Origin of the sequence: Corynebacterium sp. zg254 (assembly GCF_024701495.1) — a bacterium.
Lineage (GTDB): Bacteria > Actinomycetota > Actinomycetes > Mycobacteriales > Mycobacteriaceae > Corynebacterium > Corynebacterium zhongnanshanii.
The window spans coordinates 271,365-290,805 of sequence record NZ_WIAR01000002.1; the positions used below are offsets into that span (position 1 = coordinate 271,365).

Annotated in this window: 18 protein-coding genes and 2 tRNA genes; 5 read left to right on the forward strand and 15 right to left on the reverse strand. The window is 59.8% G+C overall.

What is annotated here, in order from left to right; translation table 11 throughout:
* Positions 1-56: 56 nt before the first annotated feature.
* Positions 57-1,202, reverse strand: a complete 1,146-nt coding sequence (locus tag GC425_RS06860) for an alpha/beta hydrolase (protein WP_151842952.1) — start codon at positions 1,200-1,202, stop codon at positions 57-59.
* Positions 1,203-1,266: 64 nt separating this feature from the next.
* Positions 1,267-2,289: a malate dehydrogenase gene (locus tag GC425_RS06865; RefSeq protein WP_151842951.1), complete on the reverse strand. Its 1,023-nt coding sequence runs from the start codon at positions 2,287-2,289 to the stop codon at positions 1,267-1,269.
* Positions 2,290-2,490: 201 nt separating this feature from the next.
* Between GC425_RS06865 and GC425_RS06870 the strand changes: the two genes are divergently transcribed.
* Positions 2,491-3,264: a hypothetical protein gene (locus tag GC425_RS06870; RefSeq protein WP_151844472.1), complete on the forward strand. Its 774-nt coding sequence runs from the start codon at positions 2,491-2,493 to the stop codon at positions 3,262-3,264.
* A 14-nt stretch (positions 3,265-3,278) separates the two neighbouring features.
* Here GC425_RS06870 and clpX read toward each other — a convergent pair whose 3' ends face one another.
* The 7 genes from clpX to GC425_RS06905 all read right to left on the reverse strand — a co-directional run bounded on the left by clpX (position 3,279) and on the right by GC425_RS06905 (position 9,408).
* Positions 3,279-4,553 (reverse strand): ATP-dependent Clp protease ATP-binding subunit ClpX, encoded by a 1,275-nt coding sequence (gene clpX, locus GC425_RS06875; RefSeq protein ID WP_151844473.1) that lies wholly within the window; start codon positions 4,551-4,553, stop codon positions 3,279-3,281.
* A 213-nt stretch (positions 4,554-4,766) separates the two neighbouring features.
* On the reverse strand, positions 4,767-5,387 hold the full coding sequence (locus tag GC425_RS06880) for an ATP-dependent Clp protease proteolytic subunit (protein WP_151842948.1): 621 nt from the start codon (positions 5,385-5,387) through the stop codon (positions 4,767-4,769).
* A 5-nt stretch (positions 5,388-5,392) separates the two neighbouring features.
* A complete protein-coding gene (locus GC425_RS06885; RefSeq protein ID WP_151842947.1) occupies positions 5,393-5,956 on the reverse strand; it encodes an ATP-dependent Clp protease proteolytic subunit in 564 nt (187 codons plus the stop codon).
* Positions 5,957-6,179: 223 nt separating this feature from the next.
* Positions 6,180-7,559: a trigger factor gene (gene tig, locus GC425_RS06890; RefSeq protein ID WP_151842946.1), complete on the reverse strand. Its 1,380-nt coding sequence runs from the start codon at positions 7,557-7,559 to the stop codon at positions 6,180-6,182.
* A gap of 230 nt (positions 7,560-7,789) precedes the next feature.
* A tRNA-Pro gene (locus tag GC425_RS06895) sits at positions 7,790-7,863 on the reverse strand.
* A 99-nt stretch (positions 7,864-7,962) separates the two neighbouring features.
* The gene (locus GC425_RS06900; protein WP_151844474.1) at positions 7,963-9,057 is read right to left on the reverse strand and encodes a siderophore-interacting protein; all 1,095 of its coding nucleotides are present in this window, start codon (positions 9,055-9,057) and stop codon (positions 7,963-7,965) included.
* A gap of 276 nt (positions 9,058-9,333) precedes the next feature.
* Positions 9,334-9,408: transfer RNA gene (locus GC425_RS06905), tRNA-Gly, on the reverse strand.
* A gap of 253 nt (positions 9,409-9,661) precedes the next feature.
* Between GC425_RS06905 and GC425_RS06910 the strand changes: the two genes are divergently transcribed.
* On the forward strand, positions 9,662-9,886 hold the full coding sequence (locus GC425_RS06910) for an AlpA family transcriptional regulator (RefSeq protein ID WP_151843252.1): 225 nt from the start codon (positions 9,662-9,664) through the stop codon (positions 9,884-9,886).
* A gap of 67 nt (positions 9,887-9,953) precedes the next feature.
* Here the strand turns inward: GC425_RS06910 and GC425_RS06915 are convergent, their stop codons facing one another.
* Together GC425_RS06915 and GC425_RS06920 are read right to left on the reverse strand one after the other, a co-directional pair.
* The gene (locus GC425_RS06915) at positions 9,954-10,427 is read right to left on the reverse strand and encodes a ribose-5-phosphate isomerase (RefSeq protein WP_151843251.1); all 474 of its coding nucleotides are present in this window, start codon (positions 10,425-10,427) and stop codon (positions 9,954-9,956) included.
* Positions 10,428-10,507: 80 nt separating this feature from the next.
* Complete coding sequence (locus GC425_RS06920) at positions 10,508-11,149, reverse strand: disulfide bond formation protein DsbA (protein ID WP_151843250.1); 642 nt, start codon at positions 11,147-11,149, stop codon at positions 10,508-10,510.
* A 37-nt stretch (positions 11,150-11,186) separates the two neighbouring features.
* Between GC425_RS06920 and pepN the strand changes: the two genes are divergently transcribed.
* The 3 genes from pepN to GC425_RS06935 are packed head-to-tail and all read left to right on the forward strand — an operon-like array spanning position 11,187 to position 15,077.
* On the forward strand, positions 11,187-13,847 hold the full coding sequence (gene pepN / locus GC425_RS06925) for an aminopeptidase N (protein ID WP_151844475.1): 2,661 nt from the start codon (positions 11,187-11,189) through the stop codon (positions 13,845-13,847).
* A gap of 58 nt (positions 13,848-13,905) precedes the next feature.
* Positions 13,906-14,310, forward strand: coding sequence for a globin (locus GC425_RS06930; protein ID WP_151843248.1), 405 nt, complete (start codon positions 13,906-13,908; stop codon positions 14,308-14,310).
* Complete coding sequence (locus GC425_RS06935; protein WP_151844476.1) at positions 14,310-15,077, forward strand: TSUP family transporter; 768 nt, start codon at positions 14,310-14,312, stop codon at positions 15,075-15,077. The genes GC425_RS06930 and GC425_RS06935 overlap by 1 nt, the downstream gene beginning before the upstream one ends.
* A gap of 34 nt (positions 15,078-15,111) precedes the next feature.
* On the opposite strand, the gene GC425_RS06940 is transcribed toward GC425_RS06935, so the two are convergent.
* The 4 genes from GC425_RS06940 to GC425_RS06955 form a co-directional block, all read right to left on the reverse strand.
* The gene (locus tag GC425_RS06940; protein ID WP_151844477.1) at positions 15,112-15,810 is read right to left on the reverse strand and encodes a hypothetical protein; all 699 of its coding nucleotides are present in this window, start codon (positions 15,808-15,810) and stop codon (positions 15,112-15,114) included.
* A gap of 78 nt (positions 15,811-15,888) precedes the next feature.
* A complete protein-coding gene (locus GC425_RS06945; protein ID WP_151844478.1) occupies positions 15,889-16,434 on the reverse strand; it encodes a thioesterase family protein in 546 nt (181 codons plus the stop codon).
* Positions 16,435-16,657: 223 nt separating this feature from the next.
* A complete protein-coding gene (gene ettA, locus GC425_RS06950; RefSeq protein ID WP_151844479.1) occupies positions 16,658-18,328 on the reverse strand; it encodes an energy-dependent translational throttle protein EttA in 1,671 nt (556 codons plus the stop codon).
* Positions 18,329-18,630: 302 nt separating this feature from the next.
* Positions 18,631-19,329: a single-stranded DNA-binding protein gene (locus tag GC425_RS06955; protein WP_151844480.1), complete on the reverse strand. Its 699-nt coding sequence runs from the start codon at positions 19,327-19,329 to the stop codon at positions 18,631-18,633.
* Positions 19,330-19,441: the final 112 nt, after the last annotated feature.

The following is a 19,441-nucleotide window of genomic DNA, read 5'->3' on the forward strand; positions in this document are numbered from 1 at the left end:
AGGCCCTACACTGCTCTCACTGACAAGAGATTGGTGCGCTGAAACTCGCTCGGAATCTATACCACGTCCAAGGCCAAGCGCAGGGCGCCGGCCGCCTCATCGAGAGCCCGGCGGGCGCCCCGCCACAATCCCGTAGAGTTCACGAAGGGATGCACCAGCCCCTCGTGCCTACGCAGCGTAGTGGCCACACCGGCGTCCTTGAGCCGCTGGGCGTATACTTCACCCTCGTCACGCAGCACATCGAATCCAGCCACAGCCACATATGCCGGCGCCAGGCCAGACAGGTCCTCTGCCAGGATCGGGGACGCCCACGGATTCGAGCGGTCGTCCTCATTCGGGATGTAGTGGTCGCGGTACCAGTCCATCTGTCCGCGGGTCAGATAGTAGCCGTCCGCAAACTCGGTGAAGGATGCCGTGGTGTACTCCTTCAAGTTCACATTCGGCACAAAGAGCATCTGCAGGCGCGGCTGAGGCTTCCCCTCATCCCGCAGACGCAGGCACACCGCCGCGCTCAAGTTTCCGCCGGCAGAGTCCCCACCCACGGCAACCCTGGAGCCGTCCACCCCGGCAACCTCGCCGGCCATCGCAGCGCTGACAACTGCCGTCACGTCGTCCAGACCCGCTGGGAAGGGGTGCTCTGGAGCCAGACGATAATCCACCGCGAGCACCGCCACGTCCGCGCGGGAGCACAGCCATCGCGCCGTCGATTCGTGAGAGTTCAGGGAACCCGTCACCCATCCACCGCCGTGGAGGTACACCAACGTGGGCAAATCAGTGCCCGCCGACTCGAAGCCGCGTGGGCGGTAGTGACGCACCCGCACTCCGGCAACGTCGTGCTCCGTGACGCCGCCCACCGCCTGCATCGTCCCGGCCGCCAAATGCGCTTCCCGGTCCACCTGCGCGCGGGCCTTGTCCAGTGGCAGGTCAACGATGTCGTCGCCGCTCACCACATCCAGGAGTTTCAACGACGCCCTCACGTCGCTATCCAAACGGTTCCCGTCACGGTTCGTGAGCGATCCCAGCGCCGAGAGTAGGGCCGGGGGCAACGCCAAAAGGCCGCGGCCGGACAGCGCAGTGAGCTTGGTGAGCAGATCCGGCTGGTAGGTCCTGGCCGCTACCGGGGCCTTGCCGGACGAAGCAGCTCCGGAAGGAGCCCCGGACGAAGAGGGTGCAGACGATGATTGTGTTGACGAAATATCCATAACGTCTATGGAACCATTGCCCAGACCCACTCGTCAGGTTTTTGACAGAAAAACCTTTTAGGGGCTAAGACTTCTCCGGCAGCAAGCCCTCCGCACGCACCGATGAAATCTCCTCCTTCAGCTCTGCGACGGAGGCTTCGATGCGCGCACGCTGGGCGTCGGTCACAGATAAATCATCGACGATCCGCCACACACCATCCACGGCACGAACGGGGAACGAGCAGACCAGCCCCTCCTCGATGCCATAGGAACCATCAGACGGGATGGCCGCGGACACCCAGTCGCCCTCCGCGGTTCCATTCACCCAATCGCGCATGTGGTCAATCGCAGCATTCGCGGCGGACGCGGCCGAGGAAGATCCCCGGACCTCAATCACCTCGGCGCCACGCTGGGCCACGCGCGGGATGAACTCATCCTCCACCCAGGACGCATCCAAGCCCTCGACGGCCTCGCCCTCCAGCTGAAGCTCGGCAACATCAGGGAACTGCGACGGCGAGTGATTTCCCCACACCGTCATGCGGGACAGGGAGCTCACGGCAACCCCCAGGTGTGCCGCGACCTGAGCCACCGCACGGTTGTGATCCAGGCGCGTCATCGCACTGAACTGCTCGGGGCGCAGCTTCGGGTTCGCATCCATAGCATGCGCGGCAGCGATGGCAGCATTCGTGTTGGCGGGGTTACCCACCACCACCACCTTCACATCATCGCGAGCCACCTCACCCAGCGCGCGACCCTGAGGGCCGAAAATCTTGCCGTTCGCCGCCAGCAGGTCGGCCCTCTCCTCCCCCTTCTGGCGCGGCTTCGCCCCCACCAGGAAAGCCACATCCGCGTCTTTAAACGCCTCGCGCGGATCGGTGGTGACGGTCACCGAGTTCAGCAGCGGGAACGCGGAATCCATCAGCTCCATCATCACCCCCTCGGCGCGCTGCAGGCCCGGCTCGGTTTCCAGCAGCTGGAGATTCACCGGGCGGGTGCCGAAAATCTCCGTGCGGTGCGTTCCGCACACCAAACGAAACAGCAGCGCATAGCCGATCTGGCCTGCTGCGCCGGTGACCGCGACGTTCACGGGGGAGGTAGTGGAAGTCATGACATGCACCTCTTAAAAATCTGTTGTGTATCAGTGATCGATGTGTGTTGATCTGTGTGTTGATCCTCATGGGAGCCTCGTGACACGTGTGGAGGCACCAATACCCGCCCAGCCTACCTTTTTGTCCGTCACCCCCGCGCGTAGGTGCTTGCTGTTTTTAAGCTCTGTCACGGGTGCTACTCCGTTACTATGAGTGCTGTTATGCCTGTACTTCCTAATTCTGCCGCCCGCTACGAACTAGCGCCGTCGCAGTACCGTGCCGCCATGGATGTCCTCCTGCCCGTTGCCGCACACGTGGGATACCACTTTTCCGCTGACGACATTTCCTCAGCCGCCCACGCTGCCGACATCGCGGCTACCCATGAGCTGTTCTCCAATACCAAGGAGTTGTATCACGAGGCCTTGCGCTACGCGCACTCCCGTATCTGGCCCACGTGGTCCCAGGAGGATTCCGACGAGTTGGAGCGGATGATCCCAGGAGACGCAATCCGCCGTTTTTCCCTAGCAACCTTCGAGCGTTTCCGAGAGTTCCCGGACGCCGTGCGCCTCATCGTGGCCGAGAACATGTTCCAGCGCGCCACGATCACCACCACGGTAGGGATCCTGGAGGATTCCCCGGTGGTGCTGGTGATCGATCGCCTACTGATGCGTGGCCACGACGTAGGCGCGTTCCGCACGGGCGTGTCCGCCGAGGATCTGTTCGTGTTGCTGACCTCCCTGTGCGCGTTCCCGATCACCCAGGGTCCGATTTTCCACGCGCTCTACGGGATGGACATTAGCGATGCGCAGAACACCGAGGGCATGGGAAAAATGATTTCCGACGCCACGGTGACCTTCCTCTCCACCACCATGGCCACCACCCAGGGTTCGTCCTACACGCATTCTTCCCACTCCCCTTCTTTGGGATCGTCAGTGGCTGCGTCTCTGTACTCCAGTCAGGAGTACCCGTCGGAGGACGACTTCAACTTGAGCTAAGCCGCGCTGGTTCTTTACGCGCTCTTCTTATCCCGCGCCGCAACCTCTTCCAGAGACAACCGCGTTGGCTCTTCCAACCCCTGAGCCGTGGCTTCGGTGATGATCACCTCGCCCGTGTCCTCGTCCTCCGGGATGGAGAACATGATGGGGTTCAGCAAAGACTCCATGATGGAGCGCAGCCCCCGCGCACCGGTCTCCCGCGCCAATGCCTTTTGGGCAATGGCGCGCAGTGCACCATCCTCGAAGGTCAAACGCACATCGTCCATCTCGAACAGGCGCTGGTACTGCTTCACCAGCGAGTTCTTCGGCTCGGTCAGCACGCGCACCAACGCGTCCTCATCAAGGTGCCCCACGTGGGTGAGTACCGGCAGACGGCCAATGAGCTCTGGGATCAGGCCGAACTTCACCAGGTCCTCCGGCTCCACGAAGCGGAATAGATCCGGATCCTCATCCGCCTTGCCCTTGATTTCCGCGCCGAAGCCCATACCTTTCTTACCGCGGCGCTCGCTAATGACCTTCTCCAAGCCGGCGAACGCGCCCGAGACGATAAACAGAACGTTCTTGGTATCGAACTGGATGAACTCCTGGTTGGGGTGCTTGCGCCCACCCTGCGGCGGCACGGACGCCACCGTGCCCTCCAGGATCTTCAGCAGCGCCTGCTGCACACCCTCGCCGGAGACGTCGCGCGTGATGGATGGGTTCTCCGACTTTCGGGAGATCTTATCCACCTCATCCACATAGATGATGCCCCGCTGTGCCTTCTCCACATCGAAGTCTGCGGCCTGCAGTAGCTTCAGCAGAATGTTCTCCACATCCTCACCCACGTAACCCGCCTCGGTGAGGCTGGTGGCATCCGCAATGGCGAACGGCACGTCCAGCATCCGCGCCAGCGTCTGGGCCAGATAGGTCTTTCCTGAACCCGTAGGCCCCAGCATGAGGACATTGGACTTCGCCAATTCCACCTCTTCATCGCTGCGGCGCGCACCCGCGCTCGCGTCCTCCACCTGAATGCGCTTGTAGTGGTTGTAGACGGCCACGGCGAGGGTGCGCTTGGCGTCGTCCTGCCCAATCACATAATGATCGAGGAACTCCGCAATGCGGCGCGGAGTAGGCAGCGCGTTGACGGCGTCGGCACTACTTTCGGCGCTGAACTCCTCTTCGATGATCTCAACGCACAATTCAATGCATTCATCACAGATATATACGCCTGGCCCTGCAATCAGCTTGCGTACTTGCTTCTGACTCTTCCCGCAGAAAGAGCACTTCAGCAGATCTGTGCTATCTGGCATGTGGTCCTCGCACTCATGGTCGTTGGTTCGGATATGTGATTGTTAGAACTTTACCGCTCCCGTCCTACATCGGGCGGCTGTGGCTCGTTTCCCGTGTGTCGTACGCCCCGCCCGGCACAGGGGCCACAGGGGTCACTGATGTCACGCGAAGAATGCGAAAAGCGCCGTCGACATGTGATTTTTCGACGACGCCCAGCGCATTATCCACGCAGCCTACTGCTGAGCAGACAACTTTCGATAATCGAACACCTGATCGATAATCCCGTATTCCTTAGCTTCCTCAGCCGTCAGGATCTTATCGCGATCGGTATCCTTACGGATCTGCTCAGCAGAACGTCCCGTGTGGCGAGACAACGTCTCCTCCATCAAGGTACGCATGCGCTCAATCTCCTTGGCCTGGATCTCCAAGTCGGAGACCTGGCCCTGCACACCGCCGGTGGCCGGCTGGTGAATCAGCACACGCGCATTCGGCAGCGCCGCACGCTTGCCCGGCGTACCCGCAGCCAGCAAGACCGCCGCAGCAGATGCAGCCTGCCCCAGGCACACCGTCTGAACATCGGGACGCACGTACTGCATCGTGTCGTAAATAGCCATCAAGGACGTGAACGAACCGCCGGGAGAGTTGATGTACATCGTGATGTCACGATCAGGATCCAGCCCCTCCAACACCAGCAGCTGCGCCATGATGTCATTAGCGGAAGCATCATCAACCTGAGTCCCCAGGAAGATAATGCGCTCCTCGAACAGCTTGTTGTACGGGTTCGATTCCTTCGCCCCAAAGCTGGAGTGCTCCACGAACGAAGGGAGGATGTATCGCATTTCTGGCATCTGCATAATTCTTAGCTCTCCTTCGCAGAGGTAATCACGTGGTCGACGAAACCGTAGTCCTTCGCCTCAGCGGCAGTAAACCAACGGTCACGGTCCGAATCCTTGGTAATCTGCTCCACCGTCTGGCCGGTGAACTCAGCGATGAGCTCCGCCATTTCCTTCTTGGTGTGGGCAAACTGCTCTGCCTGAATAGCGATATCAGCCGCAGTTCCTCCCACACCTGCGGACGGCTGGTGCATCATGATGCGGGCGTGCGGCAACGCGAAGCGCTTACCCTTAGTTCCGGCAGACAGCAGGAACTGGCCCATGGAGGCCGCCAGGCCCATGCCATAGGTGCGAATATCGCACGGGGAGAACTTCATCGTGTCAAAAATCGCCATGCCCGCGGTCACGGAACCACCGGGCGAGTTGATGTACAAAGAGATATCCTTCGTGGGATCCTCAGCGGACAACAACAGGATCTGGGCACACAACTTATTGGCGATGTCATCATCTACCTGGGAGCCCAGGAACAAGATGCGTTCTTTCAGCAAGCGATCATATATGTCGTTGCCCTGTACAGGATTGTTACTCATTGCTCACCTCAATGCTCTTCATATCCAGAAAAGCTGATCGAAAAAGATTGTGCGCCCCAGCCTAGTGAATTAGGTGGGACAATGTGGCCATCTTATGGCTCTGTTCGCTGACAGCACACAGCCCCCGTCCCCTGTTCCACGTGCGGCGCACTTGAAGTGCCGATCGCACGGTCACAGGGGCCGGGGGCTGGGGAACGTGTGACGAGTTGGTTCGGCTGTTGCCTTAGTTCTCGTCAGCGGATGCGTTCTCCGACGCGTTGTCCTCGGCAGACTCAGCGGCCTCGTCCTCACCAAAGTACTGCTTCGGATCAACCTCGTTGCCCTCGGTGTCCTTCACGGAGGTTTTCGCAATGTTCAGCGCCAGAGCCTTGCCGCGGCGCACATCAGCGAAGAGGTTGCCCAGCTGGTTAGCCTGCTGAAGCTGCATGATGAACTGGTTTGGCTCCATGCCGTACTGAGCAGCAGTGAAGGAAATGTGGCTCATCAGTTCATCCTGAGACACCTCTGGCTGCTCCTCGTCGGCCAGAGCGTCCAGGAACAGCTGGGTGCGTACGGAGTCTTCAGCGGAAGTACGAGCGTCCTCTTCGAACTTCTCGCGGGTGATGCCCTGTGCAGCAAGCATCTCTTCGAAGACCTTCTCGTCTCCACCGAACTGCTGGATCAGCTGCTGAACCTGGCTGTCCACCTGAGCCTGAACGATGTTGTCGGACAGCTCAACGGTGGTCTCTTCCAGAGCCGCAGCCAGAACCTTATCGCGGATGTCTGCAGCCTGTGCGTTCTTCTGTTCTGCCTCAGCCTGGTCCTTCAGGGAGTCACGCAGCTCGTCCAGAGTGTCGAACTCGGACGCCAGCTGTGCGAAGTCGTCATCCAACTTCGGGAGCTCGCGCTCCTTGGCGGTCTGAACCTTGACGTGAACCTCAGCCTCTTCGCCCTCGTGCTCGCCAGCCACGAGCTTGGAGGTGAAGGTGGACTCCTCGCCGGCGTGGAGCTTACGCAGTGCGGTATCCAGGCCCTTGATCAAGGTGTCCGAGCCGACCTCGTGGGACAGGCCCTCGGTGGTGGCCTCGTCAACGGTCTCGCCGTCGATGGTGGCGGACAGGTCGATGGTGACGAAGTCACCGGTCTTGATCAGGCGCTTGATCGGTTTGAGGGAGCCGAAGCGTGCACGGAGGTTCTCCAGCTCAGCGTCGATAGCCTCTTCGGTGGACTTCAGTGGCTCAACCTCAACGGAGATCTTGGAGAAGTCTGGCACCTCGATGTCTGGGCGAACGTCGACCTCAGCGGTGAAGGTGACGTGGTCCTTGTCTTCCAGCTCGGTGATCTCGATCTCTGGCTGGCCGAGGACCTTCAGCTCGTGCTCATCGACAGCAGCGCTGTAGCGGGATGGCAGCATTTCGTTGATGACCTGGTCCAGCACAACTCCGCGTCCCAGACGAGCCTCCAAGATCTTTGGAGGAACTTTTCCCTTGCGGAAGCCTGGCATGTTTACCTGCTGAGCGAGAGAGGCATATGCCTTGTCGAACTCTGGCTTGAGCTCCTCGAAGGGTACCTCAACGGTGATCTTGGTGCGGGTGGCGCTCAGCTTTTCTACAGAGCTCTTCACGAATGCACACTCCTGTGTCTATTGTCGGGCCACCATGCGCGCTTGTCTGTGTCACACGCCAGTGGCGTTGGTCGTAGTCGATTCTATAGGGCGCCCACTATACGCATTCTTCGGGGTGGGGTTCACACGCCAGCACATTAAGTGCAGGGGCCGTGACCTGCTCATCCCACCGACGAAGCAGTGAGCGAGAAAATGAAAAACCGGTAGGTCCATGACCTACCGGCTGTGTGTCGGGATGACAGGATTTGAACCTGCGACCCTCCGCTCCCAAAGCGGATGCGCTACCAAACTGCGCCACATCCCGAGCCGCACTCTGTGGTGCGAGAGCTACTTTACGTGCTACTCGCCATAAAAACAAAACGCATGTTAAAACACGGTTTTTGGGCTAGTGGCACGCGTTGCTTCACTTCTTACGAACCGCTGCCTGCTCCGCACTTTCCATCTCTGCCACAAACTCTTGCTTACTGGATTGCCATTGATCTTCCGTCATGCGCAAACGCCAGTATCCAGAAATCGACGCGTCCTTTTTAGACACCCCGCGTCCCACATACAGCTCCCGCCGGATCTCCTTAATCATCTCGGCCACGCCATGGACGAACCACCCCACGGAACCCTCAGGGCACTCGTAGAAGCGCACCGCATCTGCCAATGCACGCCCTGGCATGGAACCGTGTCGGTACACCCAACGCACCGTGATGTTGTCCCCCTCGGGCACTGCGAACTCATGGCCTGGCCCCTCAACCTCAAAGAATGCGATTGCCGTAGACGTGGAGGGAATCTTTTCCAACGACGCGGCAATCGCCGGTGCGGCGGACTCATCCCCCGCAAGCACGAAGTGGTCGTAGCGAGGCGTGGGCGCCCAGCCACCGCCGGGGCCTACAAATGCGAATGTCTCGCCTACCTCCACATCACGAGCCCACGGGCCTGCCAATCCCGTATCACCGTGCAGAACGAAATCGATGGCAATGTCTCCGGTCTCAGTGTCCACGCTGCGCAGCGTGTACGTCCTGGTTACGGGACGGTACTTCTTTGGTTGCGTGTCCTTAATGTGGGCGAGATCGAACGGCCAGGAGTACGGCGCCCCTTCGGGGACGAAGAGGATCTTGACGTAGTGATCGGTCTTGGTGAGCTCTCGGCCGATCAGTCCCGGGGCGTTCGCCCGGATGCGAACCATAGCGGGAGAGACACTCTCCTTGCCCGTGATCGTGGCCTCTATAGGTTTCCGCCCTTTCCGTGGCTGCGACGACGGAGCGTGTTCAGCTCCGGCATGCGACCCGTGACTGTCCTGCGTGTGGGCGGCATGTTTGCCATAGCGCTGTGCCTTGAGCTCGCGTCGCTGCGCCTTCAACTCGTACTTCGCTCGCTTACGTTCCGCTTTGGCGTCGTAAAAGGCCTGCGTGCGCCCGGCCTCCAACCCAGCGCGATAGCCATCGGAGTATCCCGTGCCGTAGCCTTCACGGAATCCTTCTACCCATTCTGTGGTGTCTCGTTGCTCCATAATGGATTAGGGTACACTAAAAATCACTGGTCAGCACCCCTTAATAGCCCCACAGTAGGCAATCAATACCCAATTGGCCCAATAGCAGCATTCGACATAACACCACACGCTTCGCGCGATTCAGTGCAGAATCGTAGTAAAATCAACGAGGATAGGCCTCGGGACGGTCAATGCCGCGAAACATCGGCACACCCCCGGGGTCATTGCTTTGCCCGGGCTCCTAATCGCGCAGCAGCAACGCGAAAGACCTCGGACTGATTACATCCGAGGTCTGGTTGGAGGGAATGACGGGAATCGAACCCGCGTCTTCAGCTTGGAAGGCTGAGGTATTAGCCACTATACGACATTCCCACGGTGCACTATCCATCTACACTTCACATCACGCCGGCCCGGCGATGAGCACGAGGTGCAGTGGCTGTGCCACGTGGAATACTGTACACCATCATCCCCCACCCAAAGCAAATCAGCAGTTGCAGCGCCGTTTTAGCCAACTGATTCAAGTTCTCTAGGGTTTTCCTGACAATGCCTAGAATTTTCCTGACAATGCGCTGTGAACATGCGTTTTAGCTTTCTTCCACGAACGGAGACGCGTATAACCGACATCATGGATCCAATCATTATCGATAAAGATAAGGGCATTGAGCTCTGGACCGCCGCTCAATGCGCCGAGTTTTCCGGCACCGCCCGGGGAACCTTTACCAGTTACGCCGGCCGCGGTCGTGCACCTCAACCAGTAGCGAAGCTCCACGGTTTGACCCTGTGGGACTCTGATGAGGTCAAGGAGTGGCACGAAAAGCGCCCCAAGCAGAAGCAGAATAGGCGTAAGTAAACTCTTGAGGTCCTGAGGCTGGCACAACGCCAGCCTCAGGACCTCACCGTTGGGAAAACGCAGAACTCTACGCGTTTGGAACTTCTGGAGCCTCGCCGGTGCGCTCATATTCAGCCAGGATGTCGATCCGGCGCTGATGGCGCTCTTCCTCGCTCCATGGCTGGGAGACAAAGGCGTCAACGATAGCCAGGGCTTCTTCCTCGGAGTGCATACGGCCACCGAGGCCGATCAGTTGCGCATTGTTGTGTTCACGCGCCAGCTTGGCCGTCTCCACGGACCACGCGAGTGCGCAGCGCGCGCCGGGAACCTTGTTCGCAGCGATTTGTTCACCGTTACCCGAGCCTCCAAGCACGATCCCCAGGGATCCCTCATCGGCCACGACCTTGCGGGCGGCGTCGATGCAGTAGGCAGGGTAGTCATCCTGCGCGTCGTACTCCAACGCGCCACAGTCCACAACGTCAAAGCCCTGAGAGGCCAAGTGATCCTTGATCACATTCTTCATGTCAAAACCGGCATGGTCGGCACCTAGATAGATTCGCATGAGCACTATTCTAGCGGGTCACGGCGCCGCGCAACCACAGCCGTACCACGGCGCTGCGCAACCACAGCCGTACCACGGCATTAAGCGAACTCAGCTCGCGGATCTTCCGTACGCGACCGCTTCAGTTCGAAGAAATGCTCGTAGGATGCCAGCTCCACGGCGGCGTCGAACATCGTGCCGGCCTTCTCCCCCTTCGGAATGCGGGTCAGCACCGGACCGAAGAACGCAACGTCACCCAGCTGCACCACTGGGGTTCCCACATCGTTGCCCACCTTCGTGATGGCCTGCTCGTGCAGTGTGCGCAACGTGGACTCTACGCTGCCGTCGTCACCCTCGCGCTTATGTGCCACCTCGATCAGCTCAGCCGGCAATCCCACCTCAGCTAACGCCTCGGCAATGATCTCGTCGTAGCCGTGCGGGTCCTGCTTGTGCCCATTGCCGCCGTCGTGGATGCGCTCTCCCATGGACGTGTAGTAGGCGTCGATTTTATCGGGATAATCGGTGTAGATCGCAGCAGCCACCAACGCTGGAGCCCAGGCAGCACCCATCGCCCGCATGTAGGATTCCTCAAGATCACGGCCATCGTTGAGCACTGACAGGCTCATGGGAATGAAGGTCACGTCCACGTCGCGCACCTTCTCCACTTCCTTGAGCCAGCGGCTGGTCACCCACGCAAAAGGGCAGGTCACATCAAAGTACATGGTTGCTTGTTGATTAGTCATAGCCCCACTGTATCGGCAGACCAGTAGGGTTGTCAGTATGACTTCTACGAATCTCACCCGCACCGAAGCCGCGTCACGCGCGCAACTCATCAGCAATGTGCATTACGCCATCACCCTGGATCTGACCCATGGGGCAACGCTAGACACCACCACATTCCCGTCTACCACGGAGATCACGTTCACTTCTGGCGCCGGCGATACCTTTGTGGATCTGCGTGCAGCTCAGGTGCACAGTGTGGAGCTGGATGGAACGGACATTACCTCGACTGCCGTGCCTATGCGCGACGGACGCTACGACGAGGAGCAGGGGCTCCAGATCGCTGGCCTGACCGACGGTGATCACACCCTGCGCATCCACGCCGATGCCGTGTATTCCTCCACGGGCGAGGGACTGCACCGATTCCAAGATCCTGCCGACGCCCAGGTGTACATGTACACGCAGTTCGAAACAGCGGACGCTAAACGTGTGTTCGCCTGCTTCGATCAGCCAGATATCAAGGCCACGTACTCAATGGAGGTGTACACCCCTCCGGCCTGGACGCTGGTGACGAATAACAAGATCACGACGTCTCACGTGGACGAAGACTCTCATATTCACCGCGCGGAGGTGGACTACCCGCTGTCCACGTACTTGATCGCTTTTTGTGTGGGGCCGTGGTTCAGCGTGACGGATTCCTGGACCGGAACCATCCGCGAATACCCAGAGACCGCCGGGGCGACGGGCGTGCAGACCTCGGGTGAGCTGACGGTTCCTTTGGGCCTGTACTGCCGGCAGTCGCTAGCCCCTTACCTTGATGCGGACGAGCTGTTCACCATCACCAAGCAGGGCTTCGATTGGTATGCGGAGCACTTTGGTGTGGCGTATCCGTTTTACAAATACGACCAGGTGTTCTGCCCCGAATACAACATGGGCGCCATGGAGAATGCGGGCTGCGTGACCATCCGGGACGAATACATTTTCCGCTCCGCAGCCTCCCATTACCAGTACGAACGCCGCGCCGATACCATCCTGCACGAGCTGGCACACATGTGGTTCGGTGACCTGGTCACCATGAAGTGGTGGGATGACCTGTGGCTCAATGAGTCTTTTGCCACGTGGTCTGCTGCGATGAGCCAAGCGGAGGCCACGAAGTTCACCACTGCCTGGGTGACCTTCGCGAATAAGGAGAAGGCCTGGGCTTACGGCCAGGACCAGCTATCCTCCACCCATCCTGTGTTTAGCGATGCCACGGACATCGTGACCGTCGACGCCAATTTTGACGGCATTACCTACGCCAAGGGCGCCTCTGTGCTCAAGCAGCTGGCGGCCTATGTGGGACTGGAGGAGTTCCTGGCGGGAATCCGCTCCCACTTTGTGAACCACGCGTGGTCTAACGCCACGTTCGATGACTTGCTGTCAGCGCTGGAAAAGGCCTCCGGTCGTGACTTAAGCGATTGGGCGCAGCAGTGGCTGAAGACCACGGGCATCAACACGCTGGCAGCAGATGTGGACGTCGCCGATGGCCGCTACTCTCGTTTCGCGATCACACAAAGCGGCGCGGAACCCGGCGCGGGTGAAACGCGCACGCACCGGGTGGGCGTGGGCATCTTCGCGTTGAAGGACGCTGACACGGATGCACGCACGGACGCAAGCTCCGAGGCAGGGGCTGCGTCCGTGGTGAAAATCCGCGACGTGGAGTTGGACATCACGGGTTCCCATACGGACGTAGATGAGCTCGTAGGCACCGAGGCCGGTGACATGATCCTGGTCAACGACCGCGACCTCACCTATGCCTTCATCTCCCTCGATGAGCAGTCCCTCACCTTCGCGATCGACAACATCGACCGTGTGGAGGATCCCATGGCTCGTTCCCTGTTGTGGTCCGCTACCTGGCAGATGACCCGCAATGCGCAGATGCGCGCGCGTGACTTCGTGGAGCTTGTTGCTCGCGGGGCTGCCGCGGAAACGGAGATGGCTGTGCTGGAGCAGATCCTGGCGCAAGCGCGCAGTGCGCTCTCCCACTACACCGATCCGGCGTGGGCGTCCACTGGTTGGTCCCGTGCTCGCGAGGCGTTCTGGGAAGGCGCGCAGCGCACCACTGGCACCGCTCAGCTTGCCTTCATCCGCGCCTACGCCGGGTGCGTACTGGACCAGGAGGCGATCACGCGCCTTCAGGGAATCCTCGAGGGAACGCTGGCGATCGAGGGCCTCGACGTCGATCAGGACCTGCGTTGGCAATTCATTATCGCCCTGAGTGGCGCGGGGGTGGGCGTCGAATCGATCATCGACGCCGAGCTCACGCAGGACACTTCTTCGACCGGAGCGATGCTGGCTCTTCAGGCACGCAGCGCTGCGCCTGGTGCGAAGGAGGAGGTCTGGCAGGAGATCACCACCAATGGTCCGAGCATGTCTAACCTCGCGTTACGTCACCGGATCGCGGGATTCACACACGTGGGGCACCAGGAGTTGTTGGAGCCTTATGGTCCGCTGTTTGCGACCACGGTGGTGGATCTGTGGAATCGTTTGTCACCGGAAATGGCTCTGCGTACCGTAGAGGGTATCTACCCATCGTGGGATCATTCGGAGCACACCGATGCCGCTATCGCGTCACTTATTGAGTCGGCCGAGCCCGGCGCGGGATGGCGCCGCCCGCTGATGGAGGGCCGCGACCGAGTGGCACGGGCTCGCGCAGCGATCCAGGCAGACGGCGCTCAGTAAGACTGCGCTGAGCAGGACTGCGGCAGAAAAGAAGAGAAGCGACGTAAAGGAGCGCACGATGGCACAGAGTTTCTATGAGGCCGTGGGCGGCGAGGAGACTTTCCGGAAAATCACCCACGAGTTCTACAAGCAGGTACGCACGGACGACATTCTGTCCCCGATGTACCCGGAGCACGACTTTGATGGTGCGGAGGATCGCCTACGGTGGTTCCTGGAGCAGTATTGGGGAGGTCCGCAAACCTTCAGCGAGCGGCGTGGGCATCCTCGTCTGCGGATGCGCCATGCCCCCTACCCTATTGACGACGCCGCGCGGGATCGATGGCTGGAGCTCTTCGGTAACGCGCTGGCGACAATCGATCGGGAGACTCTGGATGATCCCCACCGTGCGGCGATCTGGGAGCACGCTGAACGCGTGGCACACATGTTGGTGAACACGGCGCCGAACGCTGAGGGCTTTCAGTAATGAGCATAGGAACCCTCTCACTCCTTGTGGGAGGATCCTTGGTTGCGGGGTTTGTCGACGCGCTGATTGGTGGCGGCGGGCTGATTCTTATCCCACTGCTGTTGATTGCTGCTCCCGGCATGCCGGCCACGAGCGCTCTGGCGACGAATAAGGTCGCCGGGATTTCCGGCACGGCCAGCGCGGCGGTGGCTATGCTGCGGCGTGTGCCCGTGGATCGCCACCTGTTGTATCGGGCGGTTCCGCTGGCAGCACTGTGCTCTGCGGCCGGGGCGCTGCTGGCCAGTAGCTTAAGCAGTGATGTGCTGCGCCCCATTGTGATTGTGTTGCTGCTGGCCGTGGGCGTGTACGTCACCTTCCGCCCCACGTTCGGTGCGGACAATAACGCCTCCACGGTGGTGACCCGAGGCCGCTGGGTCGCAGCGCTGCTGCTGGTTGCTGTCATCGCTGGGTACGACGGCTTCTTTGGCCCCGGTACCGGGATGTTCCTCATTATTATTATGACCGCGCTGCTGAATCGGTCCTTCGTGGAATCAGCGGCGATGACCAAGGTGATCAATACAGCGACCAATCTGGGTGCGCTGGTGGTCTTTGCCGTGGGTGGTCATGTGTGGTGGCTTCTGGGCGTGGGCTTGGCGATCGCCAATATTGCCGGCGCTCAGCTGGGAGCCCGGTTGGTCATCGCGAAGGGTACAGGGCTCGTGCGCGTGGCGCTCCTGACGTTGGTGGTGGTCATGACCGCGAAGCTGACGTGGGACATGCTGCACTGAGTAACACCCGTCTCAGCGCTGATGCGCGTAGTGCTTAGGGCACGCGTGCCAAGCCTCCCGGGCGCGGGGTGAACAGGGTGCCGAATAGTGCGTCTACTCGGATCCAGCTCGAGGTCACGCTCACGCGCACCTCATCATGTTCCCTCAACCGTTCAGAGGTGGGCTCCGCGGCTGTTCCGAATCCGCCCATGGCAGCGATAATCCGGCCACTCATCGCGACCGAGGTTGCGTCCGGATCTCCCTCCGACGTGATGGTCAGTATGTCCTGATCCAGCAGTGAACGCGCAATCCCGTGGGGAGTCCCTTGGTTCTCGCGTTCCATATCCGCGTGAAGCTGGCGGATCACCTGAGCCGGTACAATATCGACGATCTGGAAACCATCAGCGGGCGGAAGGCTTCCCGGCCAACGCAGCGGCATCGGAAAACCACAATCCAGTGCCTGCTGTCCCGGCTGGTAACTGGACAGTGCGTTCAGCACGGTATCCGCGCCAAATACCTCCGATCCCGTGACGCGCCCTGGGATGCGGATGCTCACCACACACTTCAATGGGGAGGACACAAACATGTCGACGCTGTGGTCCCCCGCCTGCCGCAGCCTCACGATCGCACCGGGGTCTTGGTTTAATGCTCGAGCCACCATCACGCGTGCACGCCGAAAAGAGTTGAGCGCCGCGTCCACATTGTCGGCACGCACGATGCCGGTGAGATCTACAGCGTGTACGTTAGTATCCATGGCACACATCCTACGCACCAACACAACCGCTGCACTCAGGGGCGTGGCGTCGTAGCTCTCTAGCGTGGGACTTCTCTTCTAGCGCAACGCTTCCGCCGAACGATTGGCTCGAGTCTCCGCACCCGTGGAGTGCTTAGGCTTTTCTTCGACTGTCTCGGCGCGAACGGCGTCGTCGGGCTCCTCGGCCTCGTCAGGAATATAGAACAGGCGCAGGTGCTGAATGTCCTCGTCGGTCCATGCCCGGGATTTCCCGGTGATCGGGTCCATGCCCACCATCACAGTATCCACGATGGTTGCCACGCGCCCGATGGAGTCCTTCATCTCCTGGCGCATCACGCACGACTTCTGACCAATCTTGGTGATCCACGTATCCACGGCCACCTCTGCCTCGCCCGGCGAGAGTGGGTGGGGGTAATCGATCGTGGCATGACGGACAAAGAACGGCGGAACCGCAATGTCCAGCTCCAACAGAACGTCCTTGAGGAAGTTCATCTTGGCATCCTGGGCGAACTCTAAGTACTTGGCGTTGTTGACGTGTTGGTATTGATCAAAATCCGACCAACGCAGTTCACGATGACAGGTGTGCCGGCGAGTACCAGTGTCCTCATTCAGGATAAATGGCATCTTTACTGCCCCTCTCTTCGTAGGTGTGTCCGGTAGTGGCTGATTGGTGTCAGTATTGGCTCTATCGCTCTACAGACCTACAAAGTTACCTGAGTGAAAGTAAGCTTTTGAACCTTCTGTCGCATATCCCCTCAGTTGGGGTTAATCACATCTTTCACATAAAGCACGTAGCGCCACATCGTCCTGCGTGGATGATGTGGCGCTGTGGCGAGCCAGGAATACCCTAGCGGGTGAGCCTACGGTGCGTCACACGCGTTGGGCGCGCTGCCTCTGGTCCAAGGCGCTCCACCTTATTCTTCTCGTAATCCTCGAAGTTGCCCTCGAACCAGTACCACTGGCCTTCCTCAACATTGCCCTCCCAGGCAAGAATGTGAGTACAGGTTCGGTCCAGGAACCAACGGTCGTGCGAAATGACCACGGCACAACCGGGGAACTTCTGCAGAGCGTTCTCCAGGGAGGACAGGGTTTCCACATCCAGGTCGTTGGTTGGCTCATCGAGCAGGATCAGGTTTCCACCCTGCTTGAGCGTCAGCGCCAGGTTCAGGCGGTTGCGCTCACCACCGGACAGAACCTTGGATGGCTTCTGCTGGTCTGGACCCTTGAAGCCGAACGCCGAGAGGTACGCGCGGGATGGCATTTCGTTTTGTCCCACATGGATGTAGTCCAGGCCATCGGAGACAACCTCCCAGACCGTCTTCTCCGGGTCAATGTTGGCGCGATTCTGGTCCACGTAGCTCAGCTGAACAGTCTGGCCAACCTTCACCTCGCCAGAATCTGGCTGCTCCAAACCAACGATGGTCTTAAACAAGGTGGTCTTACCCACACCATTCGGGCCGATCACACCCACGATGCCGTTGCGTGGCAAGGTGAAGGACAAGTCCTTGATGAGCACGCGCCCATCAAAGCCCTTGTTCAGCTCCTTCACCTCAACCACCTGGTTACCCAGGCGTGGAGGCGTTGGGATCTGAATCTCTTCAAAGTCGAGCTTCTTGTACTGCTCAGCCTCAGCAGCCATCTCTTCATAGCGCTGCAAACGAGCCTTGTTCTTCGCCTGACGCGCCTTCGCACCGGAGCGAACCCATTCCAGCTCTTCCTTCAGGCGCTTTTGCAGCTTGGCATCCTTCTTGCCCGCCACTTCCAGGCGCTTCTGCTTCGTCTCCAGGTAGGTCGAGTAATTTCCTTCGTACGGGTAGAGCTTTCCGCGATCGACCTCACAGATCCAGCCGGCCACGTGGTCCAAGAAGTAACGGTCGTGGGTCACAGCCAGGACGGCGCCAGGGTACTTTGCCAAGTGCTGCTCCAGCCACAGCACGGACTCCGCATCCAGGTGGTTGGTTGGCTCGTCCAGCAGCAACAAATCGGGCTCGCTCAGCAGCAGCTTCGCCAGAGCCACACGGCGACGCTCACCACCAGAGAGGTTCTTCACGTCCGCATCAGCTGGTGGGCAACGAAGCGCGTCCATGGCCTGGTCGATTTTGGAGTCCAGCTCCCAAGCATCCGCGGCATCAATCTTTTCTTGAAGCGCGGTCATTTCCTCCATGAGCTCGTCGGTGTAGTTAGTCGCCATTTCCTCGGCGATCGCTTCGTAGCGCTGGCGAACTTGGAAGATTTCCCCCATGCCCTCTTCCACATTCTCACGCACGTTCTTCTCTTCATTCAGAGGAGGTTCCTGCATGAGGATGCCCACCGTGGCACCTGGATCCAAGAAGGCTTCGCCGTTCGAGGGCTGGTCGATGCCGGCCATGATCTTCAGGATCGAGGACTTTCCGGCGCCGTTCGGCCCCACCACGCCGATCTTGGCGCCTGGGTAAAAGGCCATAGTGACGTTATCGAGGATGACCTTGTCTCCGTGCGCCTTACGCACGTTTTTCATGGTGTAGATGAATTCGCCCACGGTGAACTCCAATGCCCTTTCGCGTATGTTCTTCGCACTCGCATATGGAAAGCCCAGGCTGTGTCGCCTGGGCTTTTCGTGCAAGCCTGACAGTGTCCCCTAGTCTACGTGTTTTAGTCCACGCACACGATCCCTGACTGCCAGTTGCGTGGGACTTCCTCCCCCGAAGTGCCACCACGCGCCGCCTGCACTGCTCTATGTCCCCCTTCAGTATCCCGTCAGCGCCCCTTTCTGTAAGGGGTCTAATGCTCCACACTTAAACCTGATGCGTTAAGCTCACTGCTCCACGCTCAGCGTGTGCATCAGAACGGTGGAGTGTCGTCCCCTGAGGAGGAATCACCTGAGGATCCTGATCCTGCCTCCGCGCCCGAACTGACCCCAGCGCCTACAGCAGCCCCTGCACCCACGAGCGTCCGTGCAGCCGACCCCACGTCCGACCCATCGGATCCAGAAGCGTTCTCTGGCGGATCATCGAAGGACACGTTACCCTCGCCGTGACCACGACCATCCCCCTGAGCTGCTTGTGCACCCGCCTCCTGGTCGAAGCCGGAGGCGTTCTTGGATTCCCCGCCGAACGAGGATCGCTCCACCTTGTAGGAATCGCACTGGCATCGATCCAGATCAGGACCCAGATGGTTAGCGACCATACTCAACGCGGTGCGTTTGATCTCGTTGCCGTTCTCATCGCGAACCTTCGCCACGTACTCGCGCGATTCCATCCGACCAATCGCAATGATCGGCGTTCCCGGCACCAGCGACGACCCAATCACGTTGGTCGCCAGCCGCCCCCAGCAGTGAACATCGAGGTATGTAGTTCCCCTGTCCTGCCACATGCCAGCGTTATCGCGGTAGGTGTGATTGACGGCCATTCTGATGACGATGTGCAACGTCTCCCCCGAATGATTCATTTGTTTTGGAGCGTGTACAACGCGTCCACATAATTGCACTTGAGCCACATCGGTCATGATTGTCCCTCCCTTGGGTCTTCCCCCGAGGCCCATCCTCGGCTGGGTTAGACCACAGTGTGGCACAAGTTCATGCCCCCATCACCCATAAATTTTGCCCCTGTGGATAACTCCCCTTCCCCCGACGAGTTATCCACAAGGCTATCAA